We start from the raw sequence: 26,840 nt of genomic DNA, 5'->3' as shown, positions 1-26,840 counted from the left end.
GGCCTGACGGCTCGGAACGCCGTACAGGCGAGTGGCTGGGACCGCGGCGGTTCACGACGGGACCGGGCGACTTCTCCCCTCAGGTCGTAGGAGGAGCCCCGGGCCCTTCACCACCGCACTGGCTCGCAGGCCGCCGCGGTCCTCGCCCTGCCCGCGCCGGCATCGGGCGGCCACCCCTCATCCGGGCCGTTCCGATGCCTGCGCGGGCCGCGCACACGGTCTTGACCTCCCCGTCAAGTCCCGTGGGCGAGCTGGTGGATCAGTCCTCGCGCAGGGCGCGGACCGCCTCCTCCACGCGCTTGCCGTACTCCGTGTCGGCGGCGTGGAAGTGCGCGAGGTTCTTCTGGATCACGTCCTCGCGGGAGACCTGGGACAGGCCGCCGGCGATGTTGGCGACCAGGCGCTTCTTCTCGTCCTCGGACATCAGGCGGTACAGCTCACCGGCCTGGAAGAAGTCGTCGTCCTTGGTGTGCAGCGGCGCCTCGTGGGTGCCGGTGTGGCCGGACACCGCCAGCGGGGCGGCCAGCGGGCGGCCGGTCTCGACGGGGCCGTCGTACGAGTTCGGCTCGTAGTTCTTGGCGGCACGGCCCTGCGAGTTGGACGCCATGAACCCGTCCCGGCCGTAGTTGTTCGCACCGCCGGGCACCGCCTTCGGCGCGTTCACCGCGAGCTGGGTGTGGTTGACGCCCAGGCGGTAGCGGTGCGCGTCCGCGTAGGCGAACAGGCGGCCCTGGAGCATCTTGTCGGGGGAGGGGCCGATGCCCGGAACGAAGTTGTTCGGGGAGAACGCGGCCTGCTCGACCTCGGCGAAGACGTTGTCCGGGTTGCGGTCCAGCACCAGCCGGCCCACGCGGCGCAGCGGGTAGTCGCTGTGCGGCCACACCTTGGTCACGTCGAACGGGTTGAAGCGGTAGTTCGCCGCCTCGGCCGCCGGCATGAGCTGCACGTGCAGCGTCCAGGACGGGTGCACGCCCCGCTCGATCGCCTGCACCAGGTCCGTCTGGTGCGAGGTCGGGTCCTGGCCCGCGATCTGCGCGGCCTGGTCGGCGGTCAGGCAGCGGATGCCCTGGTCGGTCTTGAAGTGGTACTTGACGAAGAAGGACTCGCCCTTGGCGTTCGTCCACTGGTAGGTGTGCGAGCCGAAGCCGTCCATGTGGCGGTACGACGCCGGGATGCCGCGGTCGCCCATCAGCCACGTCACCTGGTGCGTGGCCTCGGGGGAGTGCGCCCAGAAGTCCCAGACGTTGTCCGGCTCCTGACGGCCCGTGAACGGGTCGCGCTTCTGCGAGTGGATGAAGTCGGGGAACTTGATCGGGTCCTTGATGAAGAACACCGGGGTGTTGTTGCCGACGAGGTCGTAGTTGCCCTCTTCGGTGTAGAACTTCACCGCGAAGCCGCGCGGGTCGCGGACCGCGTCCGCGCCGCCCAGCGAGTCGGCCACGGTGGAGAAGCGCAGGAAGACCTCGGTGCGCTTGCCGACGGTGTTCAGGAAGTCGGCGTGCGTGTAGTCGGTGACGTCGTCGGTCACCTCGAAGTGGCCGTAGGCGCCGGAGCCGCGGGCGTGCACCACGCGCTCCGGGATGCGCTCGCGGTTGAAGCGGGCGAGCTTCTCCAGCAGGTGCTGGTCCTGGATCAGGAGCGGGCCGCCGATGCCGGCGGAGGCGGAGTTCTGGTTGTCGGCGACCGGGGCGCCGGACTCTGTCGTGAGCACGCGCTGCGACATCGGGGACCTTCCGTGCGAGGGGTCAGCGGAAAACTGTTTCCGCTTCGTGGAGCCTAAGTTTGGGGTGCTGAGCACGTCAACAGTTTGTTGAAGTGGGTTCCGGGCGGCGCCGCCGCTCGGGCGCGACAGGACAGGTGTCAGCGGCGGCGCCGCCCGGAGGTCTCGGGGCGGTGCGTCAGACCTGGGCGCCGGAGAGGCGCTCCACGGCCCGCAGCAGGGCCGAGTGGTCCAGGCCGCCGTCGCCCTGGGCGCGCAGGGACGCGACCAGCTGGGCGACCACGGCGCCGACCGGCAGGGCGGCACCGACGTTGCGGGCGGCGTCGGTGACGATGCCCATGTCCTTGTGGTGCAGGTCGATGCGGAAGCCCGGCTTGAAGTCGCGGTTGAGGAAGTTGTCCTTCTTCCGCGTCAGCACGGTCGAGCCGGCCAGGCCGCCGTTGAGGACGTCGAGGGCGGCCTTCAGGTCCACGCCCGACTTCTCCAGGAAGACCACGGCCTCGGCGCACGCCTGGATGTTCACGGCGACGATCAGCTGGTTGGCGGCCTTCACGGTCTGGCCCGAGCCGTGCGGACCGCACAGCACGATGGTCTTGCCGAGGGCCTCCAGGATCGGCTTGGCCTCGTCGAAGTCGGCCTGCTCACCGCCGACCATGATGGACAGGACGGCCTCGATCGCGCCGGCCTCGCCGCCGGAGACGGGGGCGTCCAGGACGCGGATGCCCTTGTCCTTGGCGGCCTTCGCGAGGTCCACGGAGGTCTGCGGGGTGATCGAGGACATGTCGATCAGCAGCGCGCCGGACTTCGCGTTCTCCAGGATGCCGTCGGGACCGTAGGCGATGGCCTCGACCTGCGGCGACGCGGGCACCATGGTGACGACGACGTCGGCGTCGCGCACGGCCTCGGCGATCGAGCCGGCCGAGGTGCCGCCGGCGGCGGCCAGGCGGTCCAGCTTCTCCTGCTCCAGCGTGAAGCCCGTGACCTGGTAACCCGCCTTGATCAGGTTCTCGGACATGGGGGAGCCCATGATGCCGAGGCCGATCCAGGCGATCTTGGGGAGGTTGCTCATGATGGGTGCCTCTCGAAAAAAATCAGGGGGTGTCAGCGGGCGGCGCGGGCTTCGCGGGGCAGCCAGTCGAAGGCCTCCGCGCTCGGGCGGTCGCCGGGCTTGTACTCCAGGCCGACCCAGCCCTCGTAACCGGCCTTCGCCAGCCGGTCGAGCAGCTCCTCCAGGGGGAGCGAACCCGTGCCCGGGGCGCCGCGGCCGGGGTTGTCGGCGATCTGCACGTGGCCGGTCTTCGCGGCGTACGCGTCGATCACCTGCGGGAGGTCCTCGCCGTTCATGGACAGGTGGTAGAGGTCCATGAGGAACTTGGCGTTGCCCAGTCCCGTGGCCTCGTTGACCTTGTCGACGACCTCGATCGCGGCCGGCGCCGACACCAGCGGGTACAGCGGCGACTCGGGCTTGTTGAGCGCCTCGATCAGCAGGACCGCGCCGATCCGGTCGGCCGCCCGGGCGGCGAGGACCAGGTTCTCCAGCGCGAGCCGGTCCTGCTCGGCCGGGTCCACGCCCTCGACGCGGTTGCCGTACAGGGCGTTGAGCGCCGTGCAGCCCAGCGACTTCGCGAAGTCGGCGGCCACGTCGATGTTGGCGCGGAAGCGGTCCGACTCCTCGCCGGGGACGGACAGGGCGCCGCGGTCGGGGCCCGGCAGCTGTCCGGCGTAGAAGTTCAGCCCGGTGAGCTGGACGCCCGCGTCCTCGATGGCCTTCTTCAGGGCGTCGAGGGCGGACGGCTCGGGGGTGGGGGAGTCGATCCAGGGCCACCACAGCTCGACCGCGGTGAAGCCGGCCGCGGCGGCGGCCGCGGGGCGCTCCAGGAGCGGGAGTTCCGTGAAGAGGATCGACAGGTTGACGTTGAAGCGCTGGTCTGCGAATCCCATCGGGTGCCGCGCTCCCTTCCGTGTGTCGTGTTTCCGTAATACGGAAGTTCGTTTCTGCGTAATGGAAGATTGCCGTCAGGGTTCGGAGCTTGTCAAGAGGGGGCGGCGGAAATCGGGCATTGCGCGTTAGGTTGACCCGGTGCGATTGAGAGTGGAGTTCACGACCGAACCCTTCGACCTCGACGAGGCGCCGGCCCACGCGGTCGTCGCCCGGGAGGTCGTCGAGGCCGCGGAGCTGGACGAGGTCGACGTCGGCCCGTTCGGCAACACCGCCGCGGGCGGCGCCGACGCGGTGCTCACCGCCGTGGACGCGCTGCTGCGCCGTTCCCTGGAGGCCGGCGCCACCCGGATCTCGCTCCAGGTCAACGTGGTCGAGGAGGGTGAGCGGTGACCGGCCCCGGTGAGGAGCCCTTCATCGCGGCCGTGAAGCCCCTGATCGACGCCATCGGCGGCGAGATGCTCCCGCCGGACGAGGCGGGCCAGGACGACGTCGTGCTCGCCTGGGAGGGCGCCGACGTCGTCGCCGTGCGCCTGCCCCAGCTCGCCGACTCCCTGGACCACATCCTCGCCGCCATGGAACGCCGGCAGGGCAGGCCGCTGGCCGAACTGGACCGCAGGGCCAAGCAGGAGGTCGTGCGTACCCTGGAGGCGCGCGGCGCCTTCTCCGTGCGGCACGGCGTGGAGACCGTCGCGAGTGCCCTGGGTGTCAGCCGCTTCACCGTGTACAACTACCTCAACCGCGAGAAGGACTCCTGACCTGCGCGGGAGCCCCGCACGACAAGCCGCCGTCCCGTAACCGGGCGGCGGCTTTTGTTACCCCGAATTTTCAACAAAGTGTTGACGCGTTGTTTCCGAGGGCGTTAGCTATCGGCACGCCCGTTCAGCACAAGGCCACGGAGGCTCCCGTGACGTCCACTTCCGCGTCGGGCCTGGCCCGTTTCAACGCTCTCGAGGAGACCGCGGCGTTCGCGGAACTCCACGAGGCGTGTGCCTCCACGGCGTGGGCCCGGCAACTGATCACCGCCCGCCCCTTCGCCACCCCCGAGGACCTCTGTGCCGCGTCCGACGCCGCCATGGCCGAGCTGACCGCGGCGGACCTCGAGGAGGCGATGGCCGGGCACCCGCCCATCGGCCGCCCCAAGCCCGGCGACCCCACCTCCTCCCGCGAGCAGGCGGGGATGGCCGGGGCCTCCGCGGAACTCAAGGCGGAGATGCTCGAACTGAACCTGGCCTACCAGGAGAAGTTCGGCCACGTGTTCCTCATCTGCGCCACCGGCCGGACCGGCGAGCAGATGCGGGACGCGGTCAAGGAGCGGATCGGCAACTCGCCCGAACAGGAACGGGAGATCGTCCGCACCGAACTGGGGAAGATCAACCGTATCCGGCTGGCCCGGCTGCTCGACGCCGCCTGACCCGAGCCGACCGACGTCGCTGCACACCGCAAGAGGACATCGCATGAGCACCGATACCACCGCTTCCGTGTCCACGCACATCCTGGACACCAGCGTCGGCCGCCCCGCCGAGGGCGTCGCCGTCCACCTCTCCGCCCGCGGCGGACCCGAGGCGGACTGGCAGACGCTCGGCGGCTCCGCGACCGACGCGGACGGGCGGTGCAAGGACCTGCCGGCACTGCCGGAGGGCACCACCCACGTACGGCTCGACTTCGACACCGAGACGTACTTCGCCAAGAAACAAGCCGCGGCCCAGCAGGACGCCCCCGCGCTCCGGGACAGCGAGAACGGCCGGCCGGTGTTCTTCCCCGAGGTCACCATCACCTTCGCGGTGGTGCCCGGTGAGCACTACCACGTTCCGCTGCTGCTCAACCCGTTCGGCTACTCCGTTTACCGAGGGAGCTGACCGACACATGACCCGTTTCGTCCTGGGACAGAACCAGTACGGCAAGGCAGAGAACCGCGTTGTCAAGATCACGCGTGACGGCGACACGCACCACATCAAGGACCTGAACGTCTCCGTCGCCCTCTCCGGCGACATGGAGGAGGTCCACCGCAGCGGTTCGAACGCGAACGTCCTGCCCACCGACACCACCAAGAACACGGTGTACGCCTTCGCCAAGGAGCACGGGATCGAAAGCGCCGAGGACTTCGGCGTCAAGCTCGCCCGCCACTTCGTGGACAACACCGAGTCCATCTCCCGGGCCCGGATCCGCGTCGAGGAGTACGGCTGGGAGCGGATCGAGACCTCGCAGTCCGGCGCCCGCTTCGTCGGCTCGGACGAGATCGCCCACTCCTTCGTCCGCAAGGGCCAGGAGACCCGCGTCGCGCAGATCACCTACGACGGCCACGGCATCCAGGTGCTCTCCGGGTTCAAGGACCTCACCGTCCTGAACACGACGAACTCCGAGTTCTGGGGCTACCTGAAGGACAAGTACACCACCCTCAAGGAGGACTACGACCGTATCCTCGCCACCACCGTCTCCACCTGGTGGCGGCACAACTGGGACGGCATCGACTCGCACGCCCCGGACTGGGACCGGTCGTACAACGGAGTGCGCAAGCACGCGCTCCAGGCGTTCGCCGAGACCTACTCGTACTCGCTCCAGCAGACCCTCTTCGAGATGGGTGTGCGGGTGCTGAACTCGCGCGACGAGGTCGAGGAGATCCGCTTCTCCATGCCCAACAAGCACCACTTCCGCTCGGACCTGTCGCCCTTCGGGATCGACAACGAGGCCAAGGACGGCGCCGTGTACTACGCCGCCGACCGCCCCTACGGCCTGATCGAGGCCACCATCCTGCGCGACGGCGCCGAGCAACTCATCCCGGTCGACATGACCAACCTCTGACGCGGGAAGCGCGCCCCCGGCCGGGCATCCGGACCCGGGGGCGCGCCACACCGGAGGGAACAACATGGCACTGCCTGCGAAAGGGCCCGCCACAGGCCCGAGTTCCACCCCGCCGGAGCACATCGAGGACGCCGTCACGTCCGTGCACCCGGTGGACGAGAAGCTCCACCCCTCGCGGCTCGTCCCCGCCGCGCTCCAGCACATCGCCGCCATGTACGCGGGCGTTGTCACTCCTCCGCTCATCATCGGCCAGGCCTGCGGACTCGACCTCGAGTCCCGCACCCGGCTCATCGCCGCCTCGCTGCTCATCGCCGGCGTGGCGACCCTGCTGCAGACCCTCGGCGTCAAGGGCTTCGTCGGCAACCGGCTGCCCTTCGTCAACGCGGCCTCCTCGGCCGGCATCGCCCCGATCCTGGCCATCGCCGAGACCAACTCCAAGGGCGACCAACTCCCCGCGATCTACGGTGCGGTGATGGTCGCGGGCGTCTTCTGCCTGGCCGTCGGCCCCTTCTTCGGACGGCTGCTCAGATTCTTCCCGCCGCTGGTCACCGGCGTGGTCATCACCCTGATCGGCGTCACGCTGATGCCCGTCCCGGTGGGCTGGGCCCAGGGCGGTGACAAGACCGCCGCCGACTTCGGCGCCATGAGCAACCTCGCGCTCGCCGCCTTCACCCTCGGCGTCATCCTCGTGATGCAGCGCTTCGGGAGGGGCTTCTTCAAGCAGGTCGCCCTGCTCTTCGGCCTGCTGATCGGCACCCTGGCCGCCATCCCCTTCGGCATGGCCGACTTCAGCGCCCTCAAGACCGCCCCGGTCGCCGCGCTGCCGACGCCCTTCGCCTTCGGCGCCCCCGAGTTCCAGCCCGCGGCCATCCTGTCGCTGTGCATCGTGATGCTGGTCCTGATGACCGAGTCCAGCGCCGGGATGCTGGCCCTGGGCGAGATCTGCGACCGCCGCGCCGACGCCAAGGTCATCACCCGCGGCCTGCGCACCGACGGCCTCGCCACCCTGATCGGCCCCGTCTTCGGCGGCTTCCCCACCTCCGCCTTCGCGCAGAACGTCGGCGTCGTCTCCCTGACCCGGGTCCGCAGCCGCTACGTCGTCGCCGTCGCCGGCGCCACCCTGCTGGTCCTCGGCGCCTTCCCGGTCCTCGGCGCGGTCGTCTCCCTGGTCCCCATGCCGGTCCTCGGCGGCGCGGGCATCGTCCTCTTCGGCTCGATCGCCGTCAGCGGCATCCGCACGCTGTCCGAGGCCGGACTGGACGACAGCTCGAACATCATCCTGGTCGCCGTGGCGCTCGGCGCGGGCATCATCCCGCTGGCCGCGCCGACCTTCTACGCCGACTTCCCGGCCTGGGCGCAGACCGTGCTCGGCTCGGGCATCAGCGCCGGCGCGATCGTCGCGGTCGCCCTCAACCTGTTCTTCCACCACCTCGGCACCCGGAGCGGCAGTACGGTTCCGGCACTCAAATCCTCCTAGGGTCCTGCCGTGCCCCCCTCGTGGGTACACCCCGCCCACGAGCCGCACCGAAAGACAAGGAAGCAGCATGGCAGCAGCATCGCCGGCCGAGCGTACGGTCATCGAGAACTGCGCGATCGCGACCGTGGACGCGGGCGACACCGAGTACGCCTCCGGTCACGTGGTGATCGCCGGCAACCGGATCGAGTCCGTGGGTGCGGGAGGGGCACCCGAGGGCCTGGAGAACGTGGTCCGCCGGATCGACGCGACCGGCCACCTGGCCACGCCCGGCCTGGTCAACACCCACCACCACTTCTACCAGTGGATCACCCGGGGCCTGGCCACCGACCACAACCTGTTCGACTGGCTGGTCGCGCTGTACCCGACCTGGGCGCGCATCGACGAGCCGATGGCGTACGCGGCGGCCCAGGGCTCACTCGCGATGATGGCCCGCGGCGGCGTCACCACCGCCATGGACCACCACTACGTCTTCCCGCGGGGCTCCGGCGACCTGTCCGGCGCGATCATCCGCGCCGCCCGCGAGACGGGCGTCCGCTTCACCCTCGCCCGCGGCTCCATGGACCGCGGCGAGTCGGACGGCGGGCTGCCGCCGGACTTCGCGGTGGAGAGCCTGGACGGCGCGCTCGCCGCCACCGCGGCCACCGTCGAGGAGCACCACGACGCCTCCTTCGACGCGATGACCCAGGTCGCCGTCGCCCCCTGCTCCCCCTTCTCCGTCTCCACCGAACTGATGCGCCAGGGCGCCGAGTTGGCCCGGCGGCTGGGAGTGCGGCTGCACACCCACGGTTCGGAGACCGTGGAGGAGGAGAAGTTCTGCCACGAACTGTTCGGCATGGGCCCGACCGACTACTTCGAGTCGACGGGCTGGCTCGGCGAGGACGTGTGGATGGCGCACTGCGTCCACATGAACGACTCCGACATCGCCGCTTTCGCCCGCACGGGAACCGGCGTCGCGCACTGCCCGTCCTCCAACGCGCGCCTCGCCGCCGGCATCGCCCGCGTCCCCGACATGCTCGCCGCCGGCGTCCCGGTCGGCCTCGGCGTCGACGGCACCGCCTCCAACGAGTCGGGCGAACTCCACACCGAACTGCGCAACGCCCTGCTCATCAACCGCCTCGGCGCCCACCGCGAGGCCGCGCTGAACGCCCGCAAGGCGCTGCGGCTGGGCACCTACGGCGGTGCCCAGGTCCTCGGCCGCGCCGCCGAGACCGGCTCCCTGGAGGCGGGCAAGCTCGCCGACCTGGTGCTGTGGCGGATGGACACCCTCGCCCACTCCTCGATCGCCGACCCGGTGACCGCCCTGGTCTTCGGCGCCGCCGCCCCGGTCACGGCGTCGTTCGTGAACGGCCGCCGGATCGTCGAGGACGGCAGGCTGCTCACGGTCGACGAGGACGCCATCGCCCGCTCCACGCGGGACGAGGCACAGCGGCTGGCACGGATCGCCGCGCAGGGCTGAACACCGTACGACCGAACACCACATGATCTCCGGCTGGAGGGACGGCTCCCGCCGGTAGCCGTGGACCCGAGCGGGGTCCACGGTGACCGACTCCGGGGCGTGCGCCCCTGCGCGCACGCCCCGGAGCGGTCTCCCGTTTCCCCGAACGGTCCGTCCCGGTCCCGCACGACCACCTGTTCCACCTCCTTGACACCCACGTCAGAGCCGACGTGCAACCGACCGGAGGAACGCCGCCGTGGCCGACCACCCTGTTGACGAGAAACTCCCACCGCTCAAGATGGCGACGACCGGCCTGCAGCACGTGGCCGCCATGTACGCCGGAGTCGTAGCCCCGCCCCTGATCGTCGGCGCGGCCATCGGCCTGAGCGCCACCGAGCTCACCTTCCTCACCGGCGCCTGCCTGTTCACCGCGGGCCTCGCCACCTTCCTCCAGACCCTCGGTATCTGGAAGATCGGAGCCCGCCTCCCCTTCGTCAACGGCGTCACCTTCGCCGGTGTCGCCCCCATGACCGCGATCGTCGCCTCCACCGAGGACAAGTCCGACGCCCTGCCGATCATCTTCGGCGCCGTCATCGTCGCCGGACTCCTCGGATTCTTCGCGGCCCCCATCTTCTGCAAGGCGATCCGCTTCTTCCCGCCGGTCGTCACCGGCACGGTGATCACCCTCATCGGCATATCCCTGCTCCCGGTCGCCTTCGGCTGGGCACAGGGCCCCAGTCCCACGGCCGACGACTACGGCTCGTCGACCAACCTGGGCCTGGCGGCGATCACGCTCGTCGTCGTCCTGCTCCTGCGTCGCTTCACCCGGGGCTTCGTGAAGCAGATCGCGGTGCTGCTCGGCCTGGTCGCGGGCACGCTCATCGCGATCCCGTTCGGCGTCACGGACTTCGGGCCGGTCGCCGACGCGAACGTCGTCGGCTTCCCGACGCCGTTCCACTTCGGCGCCCCGCAGTTCCAGGTCGCCGCGATCCTGTCCATGTGCGTGGTGATGGTGGTCTCGATGACCGAGTCCACCGCCGACATGCTCGCCCTGGGCGAGATCGTGGACCGCCCGGCCGACGAGAAGACCATCGCGGCCGGCCTGCGCGCCGACACCCTCGGTTCGGCACTCAGCCCGGTCTTCAACGGCTTCATGTGCAGCGCGTTCGCCCAGAACATCGGCCTCGTCGCGATGACGAAGATCCGCAGCCGCTTCGTCGTGGCCGCGGGCGGCGGCTTCCTGGTCCTGATGGGCCTGTGTCCGATGGCCGCCTCGCTGATCGCCGTCGTTCCCCGCCCGGTGCTGGGCGGCGCCGGCGTCGTCCTGTTCGGCTCGGTCGCGGCGAGCGGCATCCAGACCCTGGTCCGGGCGAGCCTGGACAAGGACAACAACGTCCTGATCGTGGCGGTCTCCCTGGCCGTCGGCATCATCCCGATCGCGGCGCCGGAGTTCTACCACGCGTTCCCGGAGAACGCGAAGATCATCCTGGACTCGGGCATCTCGACGGGCTGTGTGGCCGCCGTCCTGCTCAACCTGGTCTTCAACCACATCGGCGGCAAGGGCCGGGACGCGGAGGACGTGACCCATCCGATGGAGGCGGGGGAGGAGATCAGCGAAACGTCCCGCACCGCCGTCGCACCGTGACGACGGCACCGGGGACACCCGGGGCATTACGCGGGCCGGCGCCTCCAGGAGGGGGCGCCGGCCCGTACGTCCTCCCCCCGGGCGGACCGGGAGAGGGGCCGGGGCACTCGGGCGGGGGCGTCCGCTCTACAGCCCGAACAGGGCCGGCTCCGCCGCCAGTTCCTTGAACCGCTGCCGCGGATCCGCCACCAGCCTGCGTTCGCGCAGGTCCATGAGCCCGCCGACCGCCTCGATCTCGGCCGCCACGGTGCCGTCGGCCTTGCGGACGGTCTGCAGGATCCGGAACGTCTTCCCCTCGCCCCACTCGAAGGCGCACGTCACCTCGACCTCGTCCCCGGCGAGCAGCTCGCGCCGGAAGCGGATCGTCGTCTCCAGCGCCACGGGCCCGACTGACCGGGCCACCAGGTCGGCCTGCCGGATGCCGGCCGCCTGGAGCAGCGACCAACGGGCGTGCTCGGCGTAGTTGAGGTACACGGCCTGGTTCAGATGTCCCTGCGTATCGGTCTCGTACCCGCGGACGGTCACCGGAACGGAAAACGGCTCGCTCACCACAACTGCCTCTCCTCGTGGACGTACTGACCGACCGATCCTGACACGGGCGTCACACCTTCCGTGGAGAGGCCAGCAGATAGCGGGCCCGGGTGCGCGGCTCGGTGTGCTCCCCGACCTGCCAGCCCGCCGCCTCCAGCGTCACCGCGCAGGCGCGCAGCGCCGTGCCGTCGGCCCCGTGCACGGCGACGGCCTCCGGCTGCGGCGTGGCGCGCACCCGGTACCCGTCGTCGCCGGCCGGACCGGCGGGGCGGTGCCCGGCGGCCTCCAGCGCGAGCGCGGCGGCCCGCACGAGATGCGTCCGCTCCCACCCGCACGGCAGGTCCACGGCCCCGTCGGGCCGCGTCATCCGGCGCAACTCCAGCAGGCCCTCCCAGGCCCCGCGCACCTCGCGCAGCCGCGCCGGCCCGGCATCGCCCGGCCCGACCTCCTCACCGCCCACCCGCGCGGCGAACACGCCGTCGGCGATGGCGGGCGCGGCGGGCTCCGGCGCCGGGGCCGTCTCCGGCCCGGCGGGAGCCTCCCGTATCCGGTGCCCGGCCGGTGTCAGGAAGCAGTCGTGCGGAGGCCGCGGATGCCGGAAGGCGAGCCCCCGCTTCACCAGCGCCGCGAGCTGCGCCTGCGTCCCCCGCAACCGTCCGGTGACGGGATCGGCGGCGTCGATGACACGCCGCTGAGCGGCGGTCGGCGGTGGTGTCACGGCGTCCCCCTCCCTCACCGGTCCCGCACGGGCCGGCACCTTCGAAGACTACGACGGGGGTCTGACATTCCAGGCGGCGATCACCGGCCGCCCGTGCTCCGTGCCCAGTCGGCACAGCGTCCCCGTCCCCAGCTGGAACAACGCCCCGTGCGACGGCGGCAGCCCCAGGTGCCGCGCGGTGAGCACCCGCAGGAAGTGCCCGTGGGCCACCAGCACCACGCACCCCTCGGTGTCGGCGAACGCCGCCTCCACCCTGGCCAGCACCCGGTCGGCCCGCTCACCCACCTGCTCCGGCGACTCCCCGGGGTGCTCCGGCGGCCCGGGCGCGACGCCGTCCGTGAACAGGAACCAGTCCGGCCGGGTCCGCTGGATCTCGACCGTCGTGATCCCCTCGTACCCGCCGTAGTCCCACTCGTGCAGGTCCGGATCGACGCGTACCCCGTGCAGCCCGATCAGCTCGGCCGTCTCCCGCGCCCGCTGGAACGGGCTCACGAACGCGGCCCCGATCCGGTGCGACCGGATCAACGGCACGAGACCGCGCGCCTGCTCCCGCCCGTTCTCGGTCAGCGGGACGTCCGTGAGCCCGGTGTGCCGCCCGGACCGCGACCACTCGGTCTCACCGTGCCGGACCAGAAAAAGATCACCCATACCCCCAGGTTACGGGCCGCTCCCGTCACCGGCGTGGGGTGGCCGCCGCGGACGCCGGGCTACGCCCGGCCGCCGGAGCGGAAGACGGCGAACACGCCCCGGACGCGGGTGCCGTCCGGAGCCTGCCAGGAGCCGGTGATGTGGCCGACGGCCCCCGGCGCAGCGGGGGACGGGCCGTCCGGGGCGGGCCGCAGGACCCGGTGCAGACGGAGGACCGCGCCGCCGGGTGCGGACAGCCCGGTTCCCTCCTCGTCGTCGGTCACGGGAAAGTCCGAGAAGTCCGTGAACTCCGGGAAGAGGGAGCCCTCACCGTCGCGGGCGACGACGACGTCCCGGTCGGGGGCGTCGCTGATGCTCTGGGCCTGGGCCTGCGCCCGCCCTTCCGCGAGGGCCAGCAACTGGGCGGCCAGGACGGGGTCGTGGCAGCCGTCGTAGACCCAGCGCTTCCCCAGTACGCCGTGCTCCGTGGTGCCGACGAGCGCGTGCCCGGCCCCGTCGAGCGGAGCACCGCGATAGGCGAGCGGCACGAAATAGGCGGCCGGGGCGGCTCCGGAGGCGTCGGTGACGACCATGAACTCGATGCCCACCTCGCCGTCCGGGTCGTCCAGCCGGAAGCCGCCGGCCCTGGTCAGCTCCGGTGCGTCCGGGCCGCCGCGGTACCACGGGCGGGAGGGCAGCCAGGAGGCGAGCAGTTCGACTTTGGTCGGCTTGAGCGTTGTCTGATGGATGACGGCCACGCCGCGCGGTCCCTTCGGTCGGGTCGATGCGAGCCCTCACCCCATCACACCCACGGGTCGCTGCGGGAGCGGTTTCCCGCCGCGGGGCGGCCCGCCGTTACTGCCGGTACCCGCTCAGGAACCGCCCGATCCGGCCGATCGCCGCCTCCAGGTCGTCCGCGTACGGCAGGGTCAGGATGCGGAAGTGGTCGGGGGAGGGCCAGTTGAAGCCCGTGCCCTGGACCACCTGGATCTTCTCGCGCAGCAGCAGGTCCAGGACGAACTTCTCGTCGTCGTGGATCCGGTGCACCTTCGGGTCGATGCGCGGGAAGGCGTACAGCGCGCCCTTGGGCTTCACGCACGAGACGCCGGGGATCTCGTTCAGCTTCTCCCAGGCCACGTCGCGCTGTTCGCGCAGCCGTCCGCCCGGGGCGGTCAGCTCGCGGATGGACTGACGGCCGCCGAGCGCGGCCTGGATGGCGTACTGGGCGGGCGCGTTGGCGCACAGGCGCATGGAGGCCAGCATGGTCAGGCCCTCCAGGTAGTCGCGCGCGTGCTGCCGCGGTCCCGTCACCACCAGCCAGCCGGAGCGGAAGCCCGCCACCCGGTACGTCTTGGACAGGCCGCAGAAGGTGAGGACCACCAGGTCGGGGGCGAGGGCGGCGGCCGAGTGGTGGACGGCGTCGTCGTACAGGATCTGGTCGTAGATCTCGTCGGCGAAGACCATCAGGCCGTGGCGGCGGGCGAGGCCGAGGATGCCCTCGACGATCTCCTTCGGGTAGACGGCGCCGGTCGGGTTGTTCGGGTTGATGATGACGACCGCCTTGGTGCGGTCGGTGATCTTCGACTCCATGTCGGCCAGGTCCGGGTACCACTCGGCCTGCTCGTCGCACAGGTAGTGGACCGCCTTGCCGCCGGCGAGGGTCGTCACCGCCGTCCACAGGGGGAAGTCGGGGGCGGGGATCAGGACCTCGTCGCCGTCCTCCAGCAGGGCCTGTACGGCCATGGAGACCAGTTCGGAGACGCCGTTGCCGAGGAACACGTCGTCCACGCCGACCTCCAGGCCGAGGGCCTGGTAGCGCTGGGCGACGGCCCGGCGGGCGGAGAGGACGCCGCGCGAGTCCGTGTAGCCGTGCGCCTGCGGCAGCATCCGGATCATGTCCTGGAGGATCTCCTCCGGCGCCTCGAAGCCGAACGAGGCCGGGTTGCCGGTGTTGAGGCGCAGCACGCTGTGCCCCGCCTTCTCCAGCGCGTCGGCGTGCTCGATCACCGGGCCGCGGATCTCGTAGCAGACCTCGCTGAGCTTGTTCGACTGCCGGAACTCCATGCGCCGATTCCCCTCCGGTATCTGGTGTTGCTTGGTTTTACCAAGTGGGAGCTTGGAAAGTCCAACAACTTGTCTACACTGCGTCGCATGTCACCTCGCCGAAGCTACGACCAGTACTGTTCCGCCGCCCGCGCGCTCGACGCCGTCGGCGACCGCTGGACCCTGCTGATCGTCCGGGAGCTCCTCGCCGGTCCGCGGCGCTACACCGACCTGCACGCCGACCTGCCCGGCGTCAGCACGGACGTACTCGCCTCGCGGCTGAAGGACATGGAGCGCGACGGGCTGACGACCCGGCGCCGGCTGCCGCCGCCCGGAGCGGCGTACGTCTACGAACTCACCGCGCGGGGGCGGGAGTTGCTGCCGGTTCTGGAGGCGCTCGGGGAGTGGGGCGCCGGCGAGCTGGGGGAGCGCCGGCCCACGGACGCGGTGCGGGCGCACTGGTTCGCACTGCCCCTGCTGCGGGCCCTGCGGACGGCGCGCGCCGCGGAGGGGCTCGTCGAAGTCAGGCTGGAGGAAGGCGACTTCCACCTGTACGCCGGCGCGGACGAGGGCCCGGTGTACGGCGACGGACCCGCGCCGGGGGAGCCCGACGCCCGGCTGACGCTGGACGCCGGGACGTGCGAGGCCTTCAGTCGCGGGGAGCTGGATCTGCGGGACGCGGTGCGCGACGGGCGCGTCGAGGTGACCGGCGAGGGCACGGCGGCCAAGGCGCTCCGGGAGGGGTGAAACGGCAGGAGGCCCGCCAAGGGCGGGCCTCCTGACCGGCACTCAGGCGCCCGGCGGCACCCGCGACGGACGTCCGGAACCGCGCGTCAGCCCGTACCCGCCGATGCCCGCCAGCGCGGCCAGCACGGCGCCGATCCCGGTCCACACCCATCGGTCGGACCACCAGCCCGAGGACCAGCCGTCCTCGGGTTCGATCGCGGACAGCACCGCGCCGCGCTCCGAGTCGTCGTCCTGCCCGGACGTCATCGCGACGCCCGGCACCAGCGGCTCGGCCAGCGACCCGTCCACGGCGGCCGCTCCGCCCATGTCCTTGGAGTCGACCCGCACCTCGGCGCCGACCGGCACGCCGAGGTCGGACGTCGGCAGGTTCACCACCGTCAGCCGGACGTAGTACGTGCCCGGCAGCGGGTCGTTGGCCCACGGCTCGGACCAGGCGCGGACCGTGCGCAGCACGCACGTCAGCTCCACGGAGGGCGTGCCCTCGGCCGCCGTGCGCGTCTGCGCGCCCCACTGGCAGGCCTGGCGGCGGCGCAGACCGTCGTACACGTCGATCCGCCAGGTCTGGGCGGCGTGCGTCCCGGGCAGCTCGACCGTGGCCTTCACGGTCGGCCGCTGTTCGGCGTCCGCCGGGAACGACCAGTACAGGTAGTCGCCCGCGGAGCCGCTCGCCGTGGCCGGCTGACCCTGCTCGATCTCCGTCGCCGTACGGAACGACGTGCCCGCCGTGTTCGGCGCACCGCCGTCGTCGGACGGGCTCGCGGAGGGCGAGGAGTCGGCCGCCGCGGGCGCGGCGGCGAGACCGACCAGCAGCAGCGCGGTACTCAGCACTCGGGTGATACGCATCAGTGGGTCCTCCAGACCGCGAACCGCCAGCGCGACAGCCAGCCCCACAGCAGACCGGCGAGGAAACCGACCAGCACCAGCACACCCAGCAGCCACCAGCCGCGCCCGAGGCCGAAGGCGGCCACGTCGTCGGCCTGGCTCGGGCCGTCCACGACGTCGACCGTCAGCTCCAGCGGCAGACCGGGTGTGGTCTTGACGCCGGGCGCGACGGAGAAGGAGTTGGTGACCTGGAGGCACACGGTCTCCGCGGCCGGCTTGTCCGTGTCCGCGTCGTCGATCTCCGGCTTCGGGTAGCGCAGACCGGTCGAGACCACGTCCGTACGGCCGTTGTCCGCCGCCTCGCCGCGCACGATCTCCCGGCCGTGCACCGTGACCGCCCGCAGCAGCACGCCGTAGGACGGATTCACGGCCCGGTCGGCGGACACGCTCACGGAGGCGCGCAGCTCCTCGCCGGGCAGCACGTCCACCCGGTACCAGCGCTGCTTCCCGAACTCCTCGCGGTCGGTGTACAGCCCCGACTTCAGCGCCGGCGCCTTCGCGCACGCGTCCGCGCCCTCGACGGCGACCGGCGTCACCACCGGGTCGGCCGCGCGGTCCACCAGCTGGTTCACCTTGTCGGTGAGCTCGTCGGTGTGCTCCACCGAGGTGTAGGTGCCGCCGGTCGCCTCGGCGATGCAGCTGAGCTGCCGGCGCATCTTGGCGTTGGGGACCAGGCCGAGGGTGTCGATGGTCAGCCCGATGCCCTTGGCGGCGATCTCGCGGGCCACCTCGCAGGGATCGAGCGGGGCGCAGGTGTCCTCGCCGTCGCTGATCAGCACGATCCGCTTGGACCCGTTGCCGCCGTCGAGGTCGTCGGCCGCCTTGAGCAGCGCGGGTCCGATCGGCGTCCAGCCGGTGGGCGACAGGGTGGCCACCGCCGTCTTGGCCTCGGTGCGGTCCAGCGGGCCGACCGGATAGAGCTGCGCGGTGTCCTTGCAGCCCGTCCTGCGGTCGTCGCCCGGGTAGTCGGCGCCCAGCGTCCGGATGCCCAGCTGCACCTCCTCGGGCGTCGCGTCGAGCACCTCGTTGAACGCCTGCTTCGCCGCGGCCATCCGCGTGCCGCCGTCGATGTCCCGGGTGCGCATCGAACCGCTGACGTCGAGCACGAGGTCGACCTTCGGCGCGTCCTCGCCCGTGGGTTCACCGGCGGCCGCACCGGCCGGCAGGGCGATCCCGGCCGTCAGTGCGGCGAGCAGGGCGCACACGCCCGCCGCCAGCCGTTTTCTTATGATCATCGGCGGATCCTATGGAGCGGGACTGCCGTGCTCCAAAACGAGACCGCGCGGACGCCGCAACGTCACCCCGGGGACAGGGGATTGGGCAGCTCCGCCCACAAATCCCCGCCGTCGCCCGGCGACATGCGCATCAGCGTCAGCGCCTTCACCGGCAGCCGTTCCTCGCGCAGCGCCACCAGGTCCGGCGTGCACGGAAGTTCGCCGAGGGCCGGCTCCAGGGCCGCGCCGAGCGCCGCACCCGATCCCGCCAGCCCGGCGAGGGCACCGGCGACCAGCGAGCCGAACAGCTTGCGGCGCAGGGCCGTCGGGTCGTCGGTGAGCATGCGCGTGGGCAGGCCCGGGAGCGGGATGCCGTGCCGCGTGAGGCGGGCCGGGCTGACGCGGATGTCGGCCAGGTCGCGGTAGACCAGGCGCAGCGGCTCGCCCGACGCCGACAGCACCACGAGCAGGTTCTGGCCGTGCGCCTCCAGCGCCACGCCCAGCTCGAGCAGACCCAGCCCGACGGTGAGGCACAGGCGCGCGAGACCGGCGACCCACGCAGGGGACCGGGGCAGCCCGGTGGTCGCCAGCGCCGCCACCGGGACGACGTGCTCGCCGGGCCCCGCGTACGCCCGGGGCGGCTCGCGCAGCACGGCGGCCAGGTCGGGGGAGTGCGCGGTCGCCGCGCCCAGGGTGCGGGTGACGTGCAGCAGCCCGTCCGTGCGCGCCGCCAGGACCTGGCCGAACGCCGACAGGGTGTCCGACGCGGCGACCGAGGCGACGGAGATGTCCCGCACCGAGGAGGTCAGCCGCGCGCTCAGCGCCGTCTTCACCTGCGGGCCGCCGGGCACGGCGAGCGTGCGCAGGGACATCAGCGGATGCGCGGGAAGCGTCGCGTCGCACGGCCGCTTCAGCACATGTGCCGCCTGCCAGGGATGCACCGGGAGCAGCAACCGCCCCCCGTCCCGGAACTCCGTCGGCCACGCCCCCGTCACCAGGCACCCGGCCGCCGGGACGGGCAGCAGCCCCAGCTCCACGACCGGCCCGTGCTCGGGGCCGTAGGCGAGCTGCTCGGCCACCGAGAAACCGGGCCGGGAACGGCAGTTGGGGTGGAACGGATGACCATCGACGACGCGCTGCTCCCAACCCCAGTCGCTCCCCGGCCACTCGTCCGGGTGATTCTCCCGGCCCGCGCGCGACAGGGCCACGGACGCGACACTGTGCCCCAGCTCGGCGGCGAAACCCGCGGAGTGCGGCACGGCGAGGTCCGTCACCAGTCGCGCGGGATCGTCGTACGGCGTCCCGTCGAGCCGTACGGCGGTGACGTACGCGTCGGTGCGGTACGGGTCCGCGGCCGGGCCGTGCAGCCGCCGGCCGTCCCCGAGGCGCAGGACGAGTCCGTCCCGTACGGACTCCCGGCCGGTGATCCACGGCAGCGGTTCGTACGCGAGCGCCCGCCACAGCCGGGTCAGCACGGCCGCGCGGGCGCCGGGCAGCCCGGCCGTGTACCGGGAGACGAGACCGGGCCGGACGGCGGCCAGTTCGTCGGCGACCTCGGCCTCGGCGGTGGCGGGACGGTGCACGGGCGGACTCCTCGGGTACGGGTCGGGTACGGGGGCGGGCCGGCGGGACGTCACGACGATGGGACCACGGCAGACATACTGATCGTCCCCGCCCTCTGACAGACCGTAGGGAACGAGTGGAACGCGTGGATCTCCTGCCCCCGTCCTCCGGCGCCGGCGCCGCATCCCCGGACGACGTCGCGGAACGCGCCGACGCCCTCGCGGCCGCGCCGCTGCTGAACTGCCTGCTGCGGGAGGTGGCCGAACCGTGTGCGGCCCCCGGTGACCGCCCGGTGTACCGGCTGCCCGGCGGCCGGCTGCTCCGGGTCCGCGGCGGTCGGCGCCCCGCCGAGCCGGAGGTGGGCGGGGCGGACGGCTGGCACCGCGTCGGCCACGCCGAACTGGTGAAACTCGTCGCCGAGGAACTGCGCCGCCACACCGGTGTGCCCAACCACGAACTGCCCGCCGAGATGACCGACAGCCGGGACGCGGTCGCCGCCCTGCTGACGGCACGCGCGGCGGCGACCGAGCCCGGTGACCCGTACCTGCGCTCGGAGCAGTCCCTTCTCACCGGCCACACCCACCACCCCGCCCCCAAGGCGCGCGGCGGCGGACCGCACGCCGACTGGCTTCCCTACGCGCCGGAGGCGCACGCCCGATTCCCGCTGACGCTCCTCGCCGTGCGGGCCGACACGGTCGTCGAGGAGGGCGACACCGCCGCCCTGGACGCCCTCGGCGAGGCCCCGCCCGGCTACCGGCTGCTGCCCGCCCACCCCTGGCAGCTCGACCTGACGGCGCCGGCCCTCGCCCCGGCCTTCGCCGACGGACGCCTGATCCGGCTGGGCGCGACCGGGTTCCCGGTGTGGCCGACGGCGGCGGTCCGCACGGTGTACGCGCCCGAGTACCTCCCGGGACACGACCTGTTCCTGAAGTTCAGCCTCGACGTGCGCATCACCAACGACATCCGCCGCCTGTGGCGCCACGACCTGCTGAGACTGCGCCGCACCGACACGGCGGTCACGGAGGCGTTCGAGTCGATCGGCCCCCCGGCGGTCTGGCTCGCCGACCGCGGCTACCGCACCGCCGACTTCGCCTTCGAGGAACTCGCCGTCGTCGTCCGCGACGGACTGCGCGCCGGCCTGCTGCCCGGCGCGTCCCCGCTGCTCGCCGCGGCCCTGGTGGAGGGCTTCCCCGGCAGCCCCCTGGCGGCCGCGCCGGACCCGGCGGCCTGGTGGGAGGCGTACCTCGACGCGGTCGTCCCGCCCGCCCTGACGGCCTTCGCCGACGACGGCGTGGTCCTGGAGGCGCACCTGCAGAACACGCTGGTCGCGGTGGACGCGGACGGCATCCCGGTGCAGGCCCTCTTCCGGGACGCAGAGGGCGTCAAGCTCCTCCCGGACACGCCCCGCGCTGCCGGCTGGGAACGACTGGTGTACTGCCTGGTCGTCAACCACCTGCTGGAGATCGCCGGCGCCCTCGCCGAGCATCACCCGGGCTTCGACCCGCGGCCCGCCCTCCGCACCGCCCTGGCCCGTCACGACCTGCCCGAGATCCCGGCCCTGCTCACCGCGCCCGCCCTGCCCGCCAAGACCAACCTCCTGCTCCGCTGGACCGGCGCGGACGGCGCCGCGGCACGGTACCGGCCGCTGCCGAACCCGCTGTACGAGGTGAGGTGACGCCGGTCCCGCATCGGTCCGGTGCCTCCGGTTCGTCACCGCCCCGCCGGAGCAGGCGGCTCCGTGCGTCAGGCCCCGCCTGCTCCACTCACCGGTATGCGCGGCCACGGGAGGCCCACCGTCCGGATTCCGGATCCCGCGGTGGCGTGAACTCGCCGCAAAATAAGGCCGATTGAAGGTTTGGAGGCGGAAGTTCGATCGCGTGATCGATCCTTGACAGCAGTACTTGCGCCACTTGAGTATCAGGGTGCTCTCGCTGACCGGTGAGGGCGCAGTTCTGAACGATGCAAGGGGGTTTCGTATGTCCGCGATCGTTTCCACGCTCAAGCACACGAAGTACGTCATGGGTTCCATGGCTGCGGTGCTGTTCTCGAACTGCCCCAGCTGACGTGACGACGGGGTGGGCGGCCAGGCCGCCCACCCCGGCACGGTGAGGACCGGGACCGGCGGGGGAGGACCATGTTCGACGCGGGGACAAGGCAGTTCCGGATGGCACTGGCCATGGTGCTCGGCCGTCCGATCAACGTCCGTTCCGCCGAGAGGCTCGTCGACGACGCGCTGGCGACGATCGCCGAGTTCGGCTCGCCGGGCGAGGACGTCGAGCAGTTGCTGCGCGGCGCCGCGGCGGACCCGCAGATGCGCACCGACCTCACGAACAAGGCGCTGCGGCGCACGGCCAGGCGCCTCGCGGCCAAGTCGGCGTTCTACAAGGAGCACTTCGCCGCAGCAGGCGCCGACCCGGCCGCGCTGACCGTCGAGAACGTCACCGCCGTGCCCGTCACCACCAAGGCCGATCTGGTCGCACGGCCCCGCGACTTCCTGTGCGGCGAGCCCTTCCTCGCCTCCCGGACCACCGGGACGACGGGCAGGCCCACCGAGGTCTGGTACTCCCGCTACGAGGAACGTCTGTGGCCCGCGCTGGTCGCCCTCTCCCAGGTGCTGCGCGGCACCGTCCGCACCACCGACCTGGTCCAGTTCAACATCAGTTCCCGGGCGACCGGTACGGCCTACGCGGAGATGCAGGTCGCCCGACTGGCAGGCGCCGCGATCCGCATGGTCGGCCTGGTCCCGCCCGCCGAGACCCTGGACCTCATGGCGGGAACCGGCCCCTCGGCGCCGACGCTGATGGTCACCTACCCGAGCTATTTGGGACAGTTGACGCGCCTGGCCCGCGAACGCGGGCTCGGCCCCGCCGACTTCCGGCTGCGTCGCGTCAACGTCGGCAGTGAGGTGCTCTCGCCGGCGCTCGCCGAGGCCGCCGAGAAGACCTTCGGCGCCCCCGTCCACGACGGCTACGGCATGACCGAGGTGACACCGGTCGCCGGCGCGATCTGCCGGCAACGGCACCTGCACATCGACGCCGGTATCGGCCTCGTGGAGGTGTGCGACCTCGACACCGGGGCGCCGGCCGAGCCCGGGGCCCTCGGCACGATCGTCGCCACCCCCTTCTTCCCGTACCGGGAGTGCATGCCGGTCTTCCGCTACGACACCCGGGACCTGGTGCGGCGGCTGCCCGGCACACCGCTCGCGTGCGAGATGGCGAACGTCCCGGCGACCTCGCACATCCTCGGAAAGGCGGACCACGTGCTGCGCACCCAGGACGGCCCGGTGACCCCGCGCGAGATCATGGAGGTCCTCGACGCGCTGCCCGGCGCCTGCTGGCCGGTGCGCCACCGTGCCGACGTGGTGGACGGCCGGCTGCACGTGGAGGTGGCCGCCTCGTCCGTTCCGGAGACGGGCGACATCGCGCGTCACTTCGCCGAGTCCGGCCTCGACGCCCGCGTCGACGTCGTACCGGGGGACGGGCACGAGCTGCGGCGCTACCGCTGCGACCTGGTCGAGAACAGCTTCTCCTCCGCCGGGCGGACCGCATGACCGCCGCACAGAGCGCGTTCTTCGTCCTCGTCACCCTCGCCGTCGCCCTGGGCGTCTCGCTGGCCTCGGTCGCCTGCTTCCGGCGGTTCAGCCTGCCCAGACCGGCCGTCGGCGTGTTCAACGGCAACGACATGGTCATCATGATGGGCTTCGTCGTCGTCCTGCCCTTCCTGTACCTGTCCCTCCCGGGCTGGCTGCTGCCGCCCGTGCTCGGGCTGACCCTGGCCGGGGGCCTCGCCGTGGGCTACGGGACGGTCGTCCGCCGGGGAGCGCTGCGCTGGGCGCTCATCGTCGCCCTGCTGGCCGCGGACTGGCTCTTCGCCCGCAGCGCCGAGGACGACCCGACCCACGCCACGCCGTACTGGGTGGTCAACAGCCTGGTCATCATGCTGATGGCGATCGGCGCCGCCAACCTCAACGCACAGGGCGGCCTCAAGCTGCGGCACGTCTCCCGGTTCGCGCTGGCGCTCGCCGTGTACGACCTGTTCTTCGCCACCGTCGTCCCCCTCACCCAGAAGCTGTTCGACGCGGTGCAGGGCTACGCCTTCGCCCCCTCGGCCGGGCTGCGCGTCGGGGAGTTCGGCGCCGTCGTGGGCATGGGCGACCTCCTGGTGTACGCGCTGTTCACCACCGTGGCCTACAAGTCGTACGGACGGCCGGGGCTGACCCTGGCCCTCGGTCTGGTCGCCGTGTTCGGCGCGCTCGTGCCGACGCTGACACCCGTCACCGTCGAGGCGCTCACCGGACACCTGCCGCAGCTCGTGCCCGCGCAGATCTTCTTCGGCCCGGCCGCGTTCTGCGGGTACCTCGTACTGCGGCGCAGGGGGCCGGAGAGGCGCATGGCCGATGTCCGGCCACCCGCGGCCCCGGTCACCGCGGAACCGTCACCGGTCGGAAGCTGACCGGCCCATGACCACGATCACCCTGTCCGACGTCGAGAAGGCGCTGCGGTCCGGCTGGGGCGCCGACACGTGCGCCCCCGAGGACGTGAGCAGCCGGCACCCGGACAATCCCGCGCGCGGCCAGTGCGGGGTGACCGCCCTGGTCGTGAACGACCTCCTCGGCGGCGACCTGGTGTGCGCAGAGGTGCGGGTCGACGGGCAGGTCACCGACTACCACTGGTGGAACCGGTTCGGTGACCTGGAGATCGACCTGACCAGGGAGCAGTTCGGTCCGCGCGAGACGGTCGGGCCCGGCACGGCCGTGGCACGGCCGCCGGGTCCCCCCGGTCGCTGCCGCGAGCAGTACCTCCTGCTGCGGCGCCGTGTCTTCGAGCACCTCGGACTTGCCCTCGGCGGGGGTCAGGCCGAGCAGCCGGAGTCCGCGAGGACGTAGTAGCCGGGCGCGGTCTGCTTCAGGGTGTGCGTGGTGAACGTGTTCCACAGCCCCATGGGCTGGTCGGAGCCGTTGGCATAGGTGTATCCCCCGCTCTGGTGGGCTCGCCCGGCGGCCGTGTGGTCGTAGTTGCTCGCCGTGTGGCACGAGGGCGTGTATCCGGTGGTGGTCGCGGTCACCGCTGTGGACACCGCACTCGTCGCGCCCGCGGCGTCCACCGCCGCCACCGTGTAGCGGTAGGCCGTACCGGTGGCCAGGCCGGTGTCGGTGTAGCCGGTCGACGTGGTGGTGCCCACCTTCGTCCCGCCACGGTGGACGGCGTAGGCCTTCGCGCCGGCCACCGCGTCCCAGCCCAGGGTGACCGTGGTGTCCGAGACCGCGGTGACCGCGAGCCCGGTGGGCGCGGGCAGGGTGCCCGTGTCCGGGGCCTCGCCGTCGAGGCCCCAGAAGTGCGCGGTGTGGTAGCTGGAGCAGATGGTGTCGAGGTAGTAGGTACCGGTGGTGCCGCACTGCTCGGGGCCGCTGCCCGGGTCGACGGCGAGTCCGTGCGCCATGCCGGAGACGGAGTAGACCTCGACGGCGGGGCGCCCGGAGGGGTCGTCGTAGACACTCAGGGTGGTGCCCCCGCCGAGGCTCTCGGTGCGGGAGGGCGTCTGGCCGATGCCCCACACGTCGGTCCACTGGTCGCGCAGTTCGCCGGCGTTGGCGGGGCGGACGGTGGTGTCGGCGGTGCCGTGCCAGATCGCGACCCGGGGCCAGGAGGCCGTGCCGGCGGGAGCGGCGGAGCGCACCAGGTCACCCCATTGAGCAGGCGTCCTGTCCGGCGGGCTGTACATGCAGGTGTACGCGGCGGACACGCTGTTCGCGCAGTGCGCGGGCAGGCCGGAGCCGACGGCGCTGCCCGCGAACACGTCGGGGTAGGCGGCGAGCATGTTCGCGGTCATGCCGCCGCCTGCGGACAGACCGGTGATGTACACGCGCCGGCTGTCACTGCCGTACAGCGAGACGGCCTTGTCGACCATCTGCCTGATCGACAACGCCTCGCCCCGGCCGCGTGTGCTGTCGCCCGGCTCGAACCAGTTGAAGCACGCGTTGGCGTTGTTGCCGCTGCTCGTCTGGGGGAGGACCAGCGCGAAACCGTAGCGGTCGGCGAACTTCGGCCACCCGGAGTTCGCGTAGTAGTCGTTCGCGCTCTGCGTGCAGCCGTGCAGGGCGACCACCAGGGGGGCGCCGGCCGGCAGTGCGTCGGGTGCGTAGGCGTACATGGACAGGTTGCCGGGGTTGGTGCCGAAGCCGGTGACCTGGGTCAGACCCGCGGCGGCGGACGCGTGCGGGCTGATGGCGAGCAGACCGGCCGTGAGGGCCAGGGCGGCCCCGGCCGCGACGGCGATCCGGCGGCGGACGCCTTGCACGAAACGGCGGCCCTTCGTGGAGCGGGACGGAGGATGCGACTGACCCATGACGACTGCCTCCCGAGAGGTGAACCCGTCGCGCACCGCCGCCGGCTGCGGACGGGACGCGATGTGGCGTGCATCATGCGGGCGCGCTCGCCGGCGGTGACATGGGCGGGACAGCCAGGCTTGCCGCAGCCCCTGTGTGACGGGCGTCCATGGCCCGGTGCACGTCCTGCCGTGTATGGCGCGCCTCGCCGCTCGTCACCCTCGGTCACTATGCTCGCTGCATGATGAGACAGGTCACCGCCACCCGCTACGTCGAGCCCCTGCACCACGGCGGCTCCGTCCCCGGCGTCGTCGAGGCCGATGACCTGGGCACCTATGTCGTGAAGTTCACCGGCTCCGCGCAGGGGCGCAAGGCGCTGGTCGCCGAGGTGATCGTCGGCCGGCTGGCGCGGGAGCTGGGGCTGCGCGTGCCCGAGCTGGTCGTGGTCCACTTCGATCCGTCGATCGCCGCGGGGGAACCGCACCAGGAGGTGCGGGACCTGCTGAACGCCAGCGCCGGGCTCAACCTCGGCATGGACTACCTGCCGGGCGCCGCCGACTTCACGCCCGAGGTCGCGAAGACGTTCCCCGTGGACCCGGTGGAGGCCGGGCGCATCGTCTGGCTGGACGCCCTCACCGTGAACGTCGACCGCACGGTGCACAGCTCCAACCTCATGGTGTGGCCCACCTTCGGCGCCGTGCCCCCGCGCCTGTGGCTCATCGACCACGGCGCGGCCCTGGTCTTCCACCACCGCTGGGACACCTCCGCACCGGAGAAGGCGTACGACTTCCGCCACCACGCACTCGGCCACAGCACGCCGGACGTCCGGGCCGCCGACGCCGAGCTCGCGCCGAAGGTGACCGACGAGCTGCTGCGCGCCGTCGTCGCCGAGGTGCCGGACACCTGGCTGGCGGGGGAGCCCGGCTTCGCGGGCCCCGACGAGCTGCGGGCGGCGTACGCGGACTACCTCTCCGCGCGGGTGAAGGCGTCCGCGCAGTGGCTGCCGACCGACTTCCCCAGCCGGGAGGAGCTGGCCGCCGAGGAGGCGCGGCGCGCGGCGCGCACCAGGCAGGGCCGCCCCGCCTGGCTCAAGCAGGTCCCCGACCTGCACGGCAAGCCGCCCGCGGAACAGGACTGGTCCGTACACCTGGAATGACGCCGGCACAGGGCCG

The 26,840-nt window shown here is 72.2% G+C and carries 26 protein-coding genes; 14 read left to right on the top strand and 12 right to left on the bottom strand.

Annotated features, from left to right (window positions below; all coding sequences use genetic code 11):
• Nucleotides 1-259 precede the first annotated feature (259 nt).
• The 3 genes from IEZ05_RS22795 to IEZ05_RS22785 all read right to left on the bottom strand — a co-directional run bounded on the left by IEZ05_RS22795 (nt 260) and on the right by IEZ05_RS22785 (nt 3,661).
• Entirely contained in the window at nt 260-1,723 is a 1,464-nt protein-coding gene (locus tag IEZ05_RS22795; protein WP_189232071.1) for a catalase, read from the bottom strand.
• Nucleotides 1,724-1,898: 175 nt separating this feature from the next.
• Nucleotides 1,899-2,789 (bottom strand): 2-hydroxy-3-oxopropionate reductase, encoded by an 891-nt coding sequence (locus IEZ05_RS22790; RefSeq protein WP_189232070.1) that lies wholly within the window; start codon nt 2,787-2,789, stop codon nt 1,899-1,901.
• Nucleotides 2,790-2,821: 32 nt separating this feature from the next.
• Nucleotides 2,822-3,661: a TIM barrel protein gene (locus IEZ05_RS22785; RefSeq protein ID WP_189232069.1), complete on the bottom strand. Its 840-nt coding sequence runs from the start codon at nt 3,659-3,661 to the stop codon at nt 2,822-2,824.
• A 139-nt stretch (nt 3,662-3,800) separates the two neighbouring features.
• Here IEZ05_RS22785 and IEZ05_RS22780 point away from each other — a divergent pair, with 139 nt between their 5' ends.
• The 8 genes from IEZ05_RS22780 to IEZ05_RS22745 all read left to right on the top strand — a co-directional run bounded on the left by IEZ05_RS22780 (nt 3,801) and on the right by IEZ05_RS22745 (nt 11,018).
• Entirely contained in the window at nt 3,801-4,052 is a 252-nt protein-coding gene (locus IEZ05_RS22780) for a hypothetical protein (RefSeq protein WP_189232068.1), read from the top strand.
• Nucleotides 4,049-4,417: a helix-turn-helix domain-containing protein gene (locus IEZ05_RS22775; protein WP_189232067.1), complete on the top strand. Its 369-nt coding sequence runs from the start codon at nt 4,049-4,051 to the stop codon at nt 4,415-4,417. The genes IEZ05_RS22780 and IEZ05_RS22775 overlap by 4 nt, the downstream gene beginning before the upstream one ends.
• 149 nt (nt 4,418-4,566) lie before the next feature.
• Complete coding sequence (uraD, locus tag IEZ05_RS22770) at nt 4,567-5,073, top strand: 2-oxo-4-hydroxy-4-carboxy-5-ureidoimidazoline decarboxylase (protein WP_189232066.1); 507 nt, start codon at nt 4,567-4,569, stop codon at nt 5,071-5,073.
• 43 nt (nt 5,074-5,116) lie between these two features.
• The gene (gene uraH, locus IEZ05_RS22765; RefSeq protein WP_189232065.1) at nt 5,117-5,518 is read left to right on the top strand and encodes a hydroxyisourate hydrolase; all 402 of its coding nucleotides are present in this window, start codon (nt 5,117-5,119) and stop codon (nt 5,516-5,518) included.
• Nucleotides 5,519-5,525: 7 nt separating this feature from the next.
• Nucleotides 5,526-6,461 carry a factor-independent urate hydroxylase gene (pucL, locus tag IEZ05_RS22760; protein ID WP_189232064.1) on the top strand — a complete coding sequence of 312 codons (936 nt, stop codon included), beginning with the start codon at nt 5,526-5,528 and terminating at the stop codon, nt 6,459-6,461.
• 64 nt (nt 6,462-6,525) lie between these two features.
• The gene (locus IEZ05_RS22755; RefSeq protein WP_189232063.1) at nt 6,526-7,938 is read left to right on the top strand and encodes a nucleobase:cation symporter-2 family protein; all 1,413 of its coding nucleotides are present in this window, start codon (nt 6,526-6,528) and stop codon (nt 7,936-7,938) included.
• A gap of 67 nt (nt 7,939-8,005) precedes the next feature.
• Nucleotides 8,006-9,394: an 8-oxoguanine deaminase gene (locus IEZ05_RS22750; RefSeq protein ID WP_189232062.1), complete on the top strand. Its 1,389-nt coding sequence runs from the start codon at nt 8,006-8,008 to the stop codon at nt 9,392-9,394.
• 235 nt (nt 9,395-9,629) lie between these two features.
• A complete protein-coding gene (locus IEZ05_RS22745; protein ID WP_189232061.1) occupies nt 9,630-11,018 on the top strand; it encodes a nucleobase:cation symporter-2 family protein in 1,389 nt (462 codons plus the stop codon).
• Between the two features lie 126 nt (nt 11,019-11,144).
• Here the strand turns inward: IEZ05_RS22745 and IEZ05_RS22740 are convergent, their stop codons facing one another.
• The 5 genes from IEZ05_RS22740 to IEZ05_RS22720 form a co-directional block, all read right to left on the bottom strand.
• Nucleotides 11,145-11,567 carry an acyl-CoA thioesterase gene (locus tag IEZ05_RS22740; protein WP_189232060.1) on the bottom strand — a complete coding sequence of 141 codons (423 nt, stop codon included), beginning with the start codon at nt 11,565-11,567 and terminating at the stop codon, nt 11,145-11,147.
• Nucleotides 11,568-11,619: 52 nt separating this feature from the next.
• A complete protein-coding gene (locus IEZ05_RS22735; RefSeq protein WP_189232059.1) occupies nt 11,620-12,267 on the bottom strand; it encodes a hypothetical protein in 648 nt (215 codons plus the stop codon).
• A 48-nt stretch (nt 12,268-12,315) separates the two neighbouring features.
• Nucleotides 12,316-12,915, bottom strand: a complete 600-nt coding sequence (locus IEZ05_RS22730; protein ID WP_189232058.1) for a histidine phosphatase family protein — start codon at nt 12,913-12,915, stop codon at nt 12,316-12,318.
• Nucleotides 12,916-12,974: 59 nt separating this feature from the next.
• On the bottom strand, nt 12,975-13,652 hold the full coding sequence (locus IEZ05_RS22725; RefSeq protein WP_189232057.1) for a maltokinase N-terminal cap-like domain-containing protein: 678 nt from the start codon (nt 13,650-13,652) through the stop codon (nt 12,975-12,977).
• Nucleotides 13,653-13,749: 97 nt separating this feature from the next.
• Nucleotides 13,750-14,958: a pyridoxal phosphate-dependent aminotransferase gene (locus tag IEZ05_RS22720; RefSeq protein WP_189232056.1), complete on the bottom strand. Its 1,209-nt coding sequence runs from the start codon at nt 14,956-14,958 to the stop codon at nt 13,750-13,752.
• An 87-nt stretch (nt 14,959-15,045) separates the two neighbouring features.
• Between IEZ05_RS22720 and IEZ05_RS22715 the strand changes: the two genes are divergently transcribed.
• On the top strand, nt 15,046-15,684 hold the full coding sequence (locus tag IEZ05_RS22715; protein ID WP_189232055.1) for a winged helix-turn-helix transcriptional regulator: 639 nt from the start codon (nt 15,046-15,048) through the stop codon (nt 15,682-15,684).
• Between the two features lie 42 nt (nt 15,685-15,726).
• On the opposite strand, the gene IEZ05_RS22710 is transcribed toward IEZ05_RS22715, so the two are convergent.
• The 3 genes from IEZ05_RS22710 to IEZ05_RS22700 form a co-directional block, all read right to left on the bottom strand.
• A complete protein-coding gene (locus IEZ05_RS22710) occupies nt 15,727-16,527 on the bottom strand; it encodes a hypothetical protein (RefSeq protein WP_189232054.1) in 801 nt (266 codons plus the stop codon).
• Nucleotides 16,527-17,801 (bottom strand): vWA domain-containing protein, encoded by a 1,275-nt coding sequence (locus IEZ05_RS22705; protein WP_189232053.1) that lies wholly within the window; start codon nt 17,799-17,801, stop codon nt 16,527-16,529. Before IEZ05_RS22705 ends, IEZ05_RS22710 begins: the two co-directional genes overlap by 1 nt.
• 62 nt (nt 17,802-17,863) lie before the next feature.
• Nucleotides 17,864-19,363, bottom strand: coding sequence for an IucA/IucC family protein (locus tag IEZ05_RS22700; protein ID WP_189232052.1), 1,500 nt, complete (start codon nt 19,361-19,363; stop codon nt 17,864-17,866).
• Nucleotides 19,364-19,479: 116 nt separating this feature from the next.
• On the opposite strand from IEZ05_RS22700, the gene IEZ05_RS22695 reads away from it, so the two are divergent.
• The 4 genes from IEZ05_RS22695 (at nt 19,480) to IEZ05_RS22680 (ending at nt 24,228) form a co-directional block, all read left to right on the top strand.
• Nucleotides 19,480-21,018 carry an IucA/IucC family protein gene (locus IEZ05_RS22695; RefSeq protein WP_189232051.1) on the top strand — a complete coding sequence of 513 codons (1,539 nt, stop codon included), beginning with the start codon at nt 19,480-19,482 and terminating at the stop codon, nt 21,016-21,018.
• Nucleotides 21,019-21,507: 489 nt separating this feature from the next.
• Nucleotides 21,508-22,893 (top strand): phenylacetate--CoA ligase family protein, encoded by a 1,386-nt coding sequence (locus IEZ05_RS22690; protein WP_189232050.1) that lies wholly within the window; start codon nt 21,508-21,510, stop codon nt 22,891-22,893.
• Nucleotides 22,890-23,795: a hypothetical protein gene (locus IEZ05_RS22685; RefSeq protein ID WP_189232049.1), complete on the top strand. Its 906-nt coding sequence runs from the start codon at nt 22,890-22,892 to the stop codon at nt 23,793-23,795. The genes IEZ05_RS22690 and IEZ05_RS22685 overlap by 4 nt, the downstream gene beginning before the upstream one ends.
• A 7-nt stretch (nt 23,796-23,802) precedes the next feature.
• The gene (locus tag IEZ05_RS22680) at nt 23,803-24,228 is read left to right on the top strand and encodes a YunG family protein (protein WP_189232048.1); all 426 of its coding nucleotides are present in this window, start codon (nt 23,803-23,805) and stop codon (nt 24,226-24,228) included.
• Here IEZ05_RS22680 and IEZ05_RS22675 read toward each other — a convergent pair.
• Nucleotides 24,195-25,688: an extracellular catalytic domain type 1 short-chain-length polyhydroxyalkanoate depolymerase gene (locus IEZ05_RS22675; RefSeq protein ID WP_189232047.1), complete on the bottom strand. Its 1,494-nt coding sequence runs from the start codon at nt 25,686-25,688 to the stop codon at nt 24,195-24,197. The two genes, IEZ05_RS22680 and IEZ05_RS22675, sit on opposite strands and share 34 nt — an antisense overlap.
• Nucleotides 25,689-25,909: 221 nt before the next feature.
• On the opposite strand from IEZ05_RS22675, the gene IEZ05_RS22670 reads away from it, so the two are divergent.
• Nucleotides 25,910-26,824 (top strand): HipA family kinase, encoded by a 915-nt coding sequence (locus IEZ05_RS22670; RefSeq protein WP_189232046.1) that lies wholly within the window; start codon nt 25,910-25,912, stop codon nt 26,822-26,824.
• The last annotated feature ends 16 nt before the right edge of the window (nt 26,825-26,840 follow it).

Source organism: Streptomyces flaveolus (assembly GCF_014648815.1).
GTDB lineage: Bacteria > Actinomycetota > Actinomycetes > Streptomycetales > Streptomycetaceae > Streptomyces > Streptomyces flaveolus.
The sequence above is the reverse complement of the archived record's forward strand: the minus strand, read 5'-3'. Positions and strand labels throughout refer to the sequence as shown.